Here is a 7,021-nt window from a genome sequence, read left to right on the forward strand (position 1 = left end):
CGCTTCGTCGCGGCCACGAGCGACGCCGGCCGCAGGAACACGTGCTGGCGCCGCGGCGCGGCCGAGCGCGCGCGATTCGGTGCGAGGCCGTGCTTCGCCTGCACGACCGCGCAGAATTCACGGAAGAAATCGTCGGTCCATTCGCGCAGCGTATTTTCGATCTGCCGCCCCGGCAGCTCGGTGAGCGGGCCGCTCGCCGTCGCCCAGACCACGTACTCGATGCGCGTGGCGTTCGCGTCGTCATCCGGCATCAGCACGAGTTCGACCTGGCCGCGCAGCGCGCCGAGCCCGTCGGCCCGCGCCTTGAAATTGAGCACGCGGCGCGGCTGACCTTCCGCATCGCCCTGCTCGGCGGCCGCATGCGCACGCACGTCGTAGCGGGCGCGCAGCGGGCCGAGCGGCACCGTGATCGTCAGCGCGAACTCGCCGTCCGCAAGCTTCACGAACGATTCGCAACGATCGAAGCTCGCGCGCAGCAGCGCGAGATCCTCGAATGCCTCCCGCACGACGGGCGGCGCGAGCGGTATGCGCAATGTGTCGTTCAGTTCCATGACGCCTCCCCGATGAACGCGCGCCGCATCAGGATGTCTCGACGAGACTGTCGATCCGTGCGGCGTCGAAGGCGACGTAGAGCGCGAGCGCCGACGCCGCCCCCTTCGGTTCCTCGTAACTCCATGCGGCGTTCTCGATCACGCCGTCTTCCGTCTGCAAGTCGAAGTGTACGGCCTCGCCCCTGAACGGGCAGACCGACGTGATACCGGATTTCACGAGCCGGCGCATGTTGACGTCGCGGCGCGGCAGGTAGTGGGTGTCCGGCAGGCCCGTTTCGCGCACGGTCAGCGCGCCGTGCGAATCGGCGTACGTGATACCGCGATGGATCACGCGCACGCGATGACGGTTCGGCACGATTTCGAGACGAGGGTCGGCTGCGTCGGACATCGTTTCTCCTTGGGACGACCCGGCCAGGCCGGGCTCAGGAAACGAAAAAGCCACGGCACGGGTGCCGTGGCTTTCATTATGGGCGAAACCGCAGCCGAATGCGCGACCCGGGCCGGCGCCGCGCGCGGCAGGCTACTGCGCGCTCCACTGGAACGCCGTCTTCGCGCCGCCCTTCGCGCCGACCGTGACGGCACGGGATTCCTCGTTGCCCTGGTACGACGCATGCACCGTATAGCGGCCCGGCGGCACCTTCACGAGCATGTACGGCCCGCGCGCGTCGGTCTTCAACACCTCGTCGCCCTTGCCGTCGACGATCCGCACATGAACGTCGGCCAGGAACTCGCCGCCCTTGCCGGTGAAGCGCAGCGCCAGCGGCCATTTCGGCTCGTTGCGCTGGAACGCCGTCGATTCGTCCTGCCCGACGCCGCCGGACACGAAGGTGACGTCGCCCTGCTGGCCCGGGGCGGGCAAGCCGTCCGACTGCGCGTACGCGCCGGTCGCTCCGGCCGCGAGGCCGGCGGCCAGCGCCGCGGCGACGGCAAATCGGGACACGTTGCGTAGATATTGCATGGCTCTCTCCTTGGGGTCGGAACACATACAGGGCGCTGCGTCACGCATTCGAGCGGCGGCGGCGCCCGCCGCGGCCGGCCTGGCCGGCCGTCGGCCGTGGCCGGTCAGCTCAGGTCGACCGGCACGAAGATCTGGGCATTATCGCGCTGGATCAGCAGAGCAAGACTGTTGCCCGCGCCCTTGACCGCGTCGCGCAACTGCTCGGCGCTCGTGACCGGGCGGCCGTTGACCGCGAGGATCACGTCGCCGGGCTGGATGCCCGCGTTGGCGGCCGGCCCGCCGGCCTGCTGCACGATCAGGCCGTGCGACAGGTTGTCGGCGCTGCGCTCCTGCGGCGACAGCGGACGCACCGCGACGCCCAGGCGCCCCTGCTCGACGGGCCCGCCGTCGTTCGACGCGAGCTTCGCATCGGCCATCGCGCCGAGCGTCACGCTGATCGACTTCTTCGACTTGTCGCGCCAGATCTGCAGGTCGGCCTTCGAACCCGGCTTCAGGTTCGCGATCTGCGCGGGCAGCGACGTCGAATCGGCAACCGGCGAGCCGTTGACCGACAGGATCACGTCACCCGGCTGCAAGCCGGCCTTCGCGGCCGGGCCGTTCGGATCGACCGAGCTGACGAGCGCGCCGTCCGGCTTCTGCAGTCCGAACGAGCTCGCGAGTGTCTGGTTCAGCCCCTGCACGGCGACGCCGAGGCGGCCGCGGCTCACGTGGCCCGTCTTCACGAGTTCGTCCTTCACCTTGATCGCCTCGTTGATCGGGATCGCGAACGACAGGCCTTGGAAGCCGCCCGTCTGCGAATAGATCATCGAGTTGATGCCGATCACCTCGCCCTGCAGGTTGAACAGCGGGCCGCCCGAGTTGCCGGGGTTCACCGGCACGTCGGTCTGGATGAACGGCGTGTAGTTCTCGTCCGGCAGCGCGCGCGACTTCGCGCTGATGATGCCCGACGTGACCGTGTTGTCGAAGCCGTACGGCGAGCCGATCGCGACGACCCACTGGCCGACCTTGCTCTGCGCCGGGTCGCCGATCTTCACGGTCGGCAGGCCGCTCGCATCGATCTTCAGCACCGCGACGTCCGACTGCTTGTCCGAGCCGACGACCTTCGCCTTGTATTCGCGCTTGTCGGTCAGCTTGACCGTGACGACGTTCGCGCCGTCGATCACGTGCGCATTGGTGAGGATGTACCCGTCGGAGCTGATGACGAACCCGGAACCGAGGCTCGCGCTCGGCTGGTCGTCCGGTTGCGCGTCGCCGCCCATGCCCGGCACCTGGCCGTAGAAATGCTTGAAGAACTGGTAGAACGGATCGCTCGGATCGATCGGCAGTTGCGGCTGCGGTACGCGCCGCGACACCTGCTTCACGACGTGCTTCGCGCTGATGTTCACCACCGCCGGGCCGTAAGTCTCGACGAGCCCGGAGAAATCGGGAATGCCGGTCTTGGCGGCCGCTTCGGCCGGCATCAGCGCGGCAGCCTGCGCGGGCGTGATGATTTGGGGATCGGCGCGGCGGGTGCCGGCAACATAACCGGCGGACAGGGCGGCCGCCACGGCGACCGCGACGGCGCCGCGCGCAAGGAATCGGGTGTTCATCGTAGGACCTCCTCTTTGTTAGGACGCAGCGTAACGACCCTGACTTAAAGGAGGCTTAATCAGCCTTAAGCGGGGCTTAAGCGGCCGCCGGCGCCCGCCCGGCGGCACGCGTCACGCGGATTCGGAAGGCTGCGGCGCCTCGGCCGGCATCTCGGCGTCGCGGAACACGACGCTGACGAGCAGGCCGCCCGCGGCCGCGTCGCCGAGCGACACCGTCGCCCCCTGCTGCGCCGCCACGCGCTTGACGATCGCGAGCCCGAGCCCGCTGCCCGACACATCGGTGCGCGCCCGCGCGGAGCTGTCGCGGTAGAAACGGTCGAACACGCGCTCGCGCTCGTCGGCCGGGATGCCGGGCCCGCTGTCGCCGATCTGCACGCACGCGCGGCCGGCCGCGTCGCGGGTGAGCGACACGTCGATGCGGCCGCCGTCCGGCGTGTATTTCACCGCGTTGTCGAGCAGGTTGCCGAACATCACGCGCAGCGCGCCGACGTCCGCGACGACGCTCGCCGCGTGCGTCTCCTCGAAGCCGAGATCGATGTCGCGCCGCTGCGCGAGCGGCGCAAGCGCAGCCACGCATTCGGCGAGCAGTGCCTGCAGGTCGACGGGTTCGCGCATCGTCGCGCCGTCGGGTTCGGCGCGTGCCAGCGCGAGCAGTTGCTCCGTGAGACGCGTCGCGCGCGACACACCATCCTGGAGATCCGCGACCGCCTCGCGGCGCGATGCGTCGTCCTTCGCGCGGGCGACGAGTTGCGCCTGGATCTGCACGGCCGCGAGTGGCGTGCGCAGTTCGTGCGCGGCGTCGGCCACGAACGCCTTCTGCGTGTCGAGCGCGGCCGACAGCCGCGCGAGCAGCCCGTTCAGCGCCCGCACGAGCGGCTGCACCTCGAGCGGCAGGCGCGCATCGGGCAGCGGATCGAGCGCTTCCGGCCGGCGCGCCTCGACGGCGCGCGTCACGCGGCCGAGCGGCGCGAGCCCGCGCCCGACGATCACCCACACGGCCGCGCCGAGGAACGGCAGCAGCACGATCAGCGGCCACAGCGTGCGCAGCGCGACGTTCGCCGCGAGCCGGTTGCGCACCGACAGCGGCTGCGCGAGCTGCACGACGTTGTCGCCGACGATCGCCCCGTACACGCGCCATTCGCCGCGATCGGTGCGCTCGGTCGAGAAACCGAGTTCCGCGCGCGGCGCGATCGGCGCACGCGGATGCGAGAAGTACATCAGCACGCCGTTGCGGTTCCAGATCTGGATCACGATGCCTTCGTCGCCGTTGGTACGCGAGCCGAATACCTGCGAGAACGGTTCCGACGGCAGCGCCGCGGCGATTTCCTGCAACTGGTAGTCGAACAGTTCGTTCGCCTCGGCGAGCGCCTGCCGGTAGATCAGCCAGCCCGCGATGCCCACGCCCGCGACGACGATCGCGAGCAGCCAGATCAGCAATTGATGACGAATCGACCTCACGCGTCAGCTTTCCTTGACGACCATGTAGCCAAGCCCGCGCACGTTGCGGATCAGGTCGGAGCCGAGCTTCTTGCGCAGCGCGTGGATGTAGACCTCGACCGTGTTGCTGCCGATCTCCTCGCCCCAGCCGTACATCTTCTCCTCGAGCTGGCTCTTCGACAGCACCGCGCCGGGCCGCGCGAGCAGCGCCTCGAGCAGCGCGAACTCGCGCGCGGACAGCGCGACGGGCGCGCCGTCGAGCGTCACCTGGTGCGAGGCGGGATCGAGCGTCAGCGCGCCGTGGCGGATCAGCGATTCGCTGCGCCCCGCCTGGCGGCGGATCAGCGCGCGCATTCGCGCGCCGAGCTCGTCGAGGTCGAACGGCTTGACGAGGTAGTCGTCAGCGCCCGCGTCGAGGCCCTTCACGCGATCGGCCACCGCGTCGCGCGCGGTGACGATCAGCACCGGCAGCGCCAGCCCGCGCGCGCGCAGCGTGCGCAGCACGTCGATGCCGTCGCGCTTCGGCAGCCCGAGATCGAGCAGCAGCAGGTCGTACGTCTCGCCGCCGAGCGCCGTCAGTGCGGCGTCGCCGTCCTGCACCCAGTCGACTGCAAAGCCGTCCGAGCGCAGCGCCTTGCGCACGCCTTCGGCAATCATTCGATCATCTTCGACAAGCAGAATCCGCATCGGGACAGGCATCCATGGGGCGAGTCAAACACGCCGACCATTGTAGCGCCGCGAACCCGGCGCGCGGCACCGTGCAATGCAACAGAAAGGCGGATTGCAAGGGGGCTGTCCGGACTTGTCTCTACAATGTGCGCTTTGGCGCCGCGCGCGCCCTGCCCGAACGTCGTGCTTTCCCCGTATTCGCTCATGCCGATTTCCGATCTTTCCAACCGGTTCGCCCCCCGCGCCCGCGTCTGCCTGCGGGCGGCCGCCATCCTCGCCACCTGCACGGCCCTCGCCTTCGCGCCTGCCGCGCAGGCCCGCAAGAAATCCCACAAGGAAGCGCGCAAGACCACGGTCGTGTCGCCGGCCGCGCGCGCGGCCGGCCTGCCGGCATCCGTGCTCGTCGCGCTGCAGCGCGCGAAGGTGCCGGCGTCGGCGATGAGCGTCGTCGTCGAGCGCGTTGGCGATCCGGAACCGCTGATCGCGTGGAATGCGAGCCGGCCGATGCTGCCCGCCTCGACGATGAAGCTCGTGACAACCTTCTCGGGCCTGTCGATCCTCGGCCCCGACTACCGCTGGCGCACGACCGCGTACACGGACGGCACGGTCGACCCCGACGGCACGCTGCAGGGCAACCTGTACATCAAGGGCACCGGCGATCCGAAGCTCGTACCCGAAGAGCTGATCGACCTCGTCGACAAGCTCCGCAAGGCCGGCGTCAAGCGCGTGGCCGGCGGCCTCGTGCTCGACAAGAGCTACTTCGCGGCGTCGACGCGCGATCTCCCTTCGTTCGACGACGATGCGAGCGCGCCGTACAACGTCGGCCCCGATCCGCTGCTGTACGCGTTCAAGGCCGTGTCGTTCACCGTCACGCCGGGCGACGACGGCAAGGTGGCCGTCGACGTGCTGCCGCCGCTCGCGGACCTGTCGATCGACAACCAGCTGGTCGAAGGCTCGGGCTCGTGCAGCGCGGCCGCCGCGGCCGCGCGGCCGACGCTGACGGCCGGCAGCGGGATCATGACCGCTTCGTTCGCCGGCGACTATCCGCTGCGTTGCGGCGCGCACACGACCAACCTCGCGATCCTCGATCACACGACGTTCTTCGCCCGCGGCTTCCTCGCGCTGTGGCAGCAGGACGGCGGCACGATCGCGGGGCCCGTGAGCGAAGGCAAGGTGCCGACCACCGCGCGGCCGCTCGCCGTGCATCACAGCCCGGTGCTCGGCAGCATCGTCTACGACATCAACAAGTTCAGCAACAACGTGATGGCGCGCAACCTGTTCCTGACGATCGGCGCGGTCGGCGGCAAGCCGCCCGCGACGCCCGAACAGTCGAGCCGCGTGATCCAGGCGTTCCTGCAGAAGAACGGCATCGCGATGCCCGACCTCGTGCTCGAGAACGGCTCGGGCCTGTCGCGCGAAGAGCATGTGAGCGCGCTGTCGCTTTCCGCGCTGCTGCAGGCCGCGAACGCGAGCCCCGTCGCGCAGGCCTTCATCGATTCGCTGCCGATCGCGGGCATCGACGGCACGATGAAGAACCGCCTCACCAACGCCGGCGTGCTCGGCAACGCGCACATCAAGACCGGCACGCTGCGCGACGTGCGCGCGATCGCCGGCTACGTTGCCGGCGCCGACGGCCAGAGCTACATCGTCGTCAGTTTCATCAACAACGATCACGCAGAAGCCGCGCGCGCCGCGCACGACACGCTGCTCGAGTGGATCTACGCCGGCGCGCAATGACGATCCGTGCGCCGCGGCATGGTGCGGCGCCGCCGGCCGCCGGCCCGCGCCGGCTTGCACCGGCCACGGGGCCGCACCGC

General features: G+C 69.8%; 8 protein-coding genes. 1 reads left to right on the forward strand and 7 read right to left on the reverse strand.

Annotated elements, in window-relative coordinates; genetic code table 11:
- The 7 genes from DPV74_RS37535 to DPV74_RS37565 form a co-directional block, all read right to left on the reverse strand.
- The coding region (locus DPV74_RS37535) for a CoxG family protein (RefSeq protein WP_119339017.1) at positions 1-551 on the reverse strand (551 nt) is incomplete at its 3' end.
- A gap of 28 nt (positions 552-579) precedes the next feature.
- Positions 580-939 carry a DUF427 domain-containing protein gene (locus DPV74_RS37540; protein ID WP_119339018.1) on the reverse strand — a complete coding sequence of 120 codons (360 nt, stop codon included), beginning with the start codon at positions 937-939 and terminating at the stop codon, positions 580-582.
- A 132-nt stretch (positions 940-1,071) separates the two neighbouring features.
- Positions 1,072-1,509, reverse strand: coding sequence for a carboxypeptidase-like regulatory domain-containing protein (locus DPV74_RS37545; protein ID WP_119339019.1), 438 nt, complete (start codon positions 1,507-1,509; stop codon positions 1,072-1,074).
- A 104-nt stretch (positions 1,510-1,613) separates the two neighbouring features.
- On the reverse strand, positions 1,614-3,098 hold the full coding sequence (locus tag DPV74_RS37550; protein ID WP_059699986.1) for a DegQ family serine endoprotease: 1,485 nt from the start codon (positions 3,096-3,098) through the stop codon (positions 1,614-1,616).
- 111 nt (positions 3,099-3,209) lie between these two features.
- A complete protein-coding gene (locus tag DPV74_RS37555; protein ID WP_059523396.1) occupies positions 3,210-4,556 on the reverse strand; it encodes an ATP-binding protein in 1,347 nt (448 codons plus the stop codon).
- Between the two features lie 3 nt (positions 4,557-4,559).
- Positions 4,560-5,222, reverse strand: a complete 663-nt coding sequence (locus DPV74_RS37560; RefSeq protein ID WP_021164091.1) for a response regulator — start codon at positions 5,220-5,222, stop codon at positions 4,560-4,562.
- The gene (locus tag DPV74_RS37565) at positions 5,189-5,410 is read right to left on the reverse strand and encodes a hypothetical protein (protein WP_162175317.1); all 222 of its coding nucleotides are present in this window, start codon (positions 5,408-5,410) and stop codon (positions 5,189-5,191) included. The genes DPV74_RS37560 and DPV74_RS37565 overlap by 34 nt, the downstream gene beginning before the upstream one ends.
- Between DPV74_RS37565 and dacB the strand changes: the two genes are divergently transcribed.
- The gene (gene dacB / locus DPV74_RS37570) at positions 5,409-6,941 is read left to right on the forward strand and encodes a D-alanyl-D-alanine carboxypeptidase/D-alanyl-D-alanine-endopeptidase (RefSeq protein ID WP_119339020.1); all 1,533 of its coding nucleotides are present in this window, start codon (positions 5,409-5,411) and stop codon (positions 6,939-6,941) included. The genes DPV74_RS37565 and dacB overlap by 2 nt on opposite strands.
- Positions 6,942-7,021: the final 80 nt, after the last annotated feature.

The sequence above is a fragment of the Burkholderia sp. HAN2018 genome (genome assembly GCF_024704855.1).
Classification (GTDB): domain Bacteria; phylum Pseudomonadota; class Gammaproteobacteria; order Burkholderiales; family Burkholderiaceae; genus Burkholderia; species Burkholderia cepacia.

Bases quoted from the DNA above. Each gene is read 5' to 3' on its own strand.
- DPV74_RS37540 (WP_119339018.1), bottom strand. From the start codon at position 939: ATGTCCGACGCAGCCGACCCTCGTCTCGAAATCGTGCCGAACCGTCAT.
- DPV74_RS37545 (WP_119339019.1), bottom strand. From the start codon at position 1,509: ATGCAATATCTACGCAACGTGTCCCGATTTGCCGTCGCCGCGGCGCTG.
- DPV74_RS37550 (WP_059699986.1), bottom strand. From the start codon at position 3,098: ATGAACACCCGATTCCTTGCGCGCGGCGCCGTCGCGGTCGCCGTGGCG.
- DPV74_RS37560 (WP_021164091.1), bottom strand. From the start codon at position 5,222: ATGCGGATTCTGCTTGTCGAAGATGATCGAATGATTGCCGAAGGCGTG.
- dacB (WP_119339020.1), top strand. From the start codon at position 5,409: ATGCCGATTTCCGATCTTTCCAACCGGTTCGCCCCCCGCGCCCGCGTC.
- DPV74_RS37565 (WP_162175317.1), bottom strand. From the start codon at position 5,410: ATGAGCGAATACGGGGAAAGCACGACGTTCGGGCAGGGCGCGCGCGGC.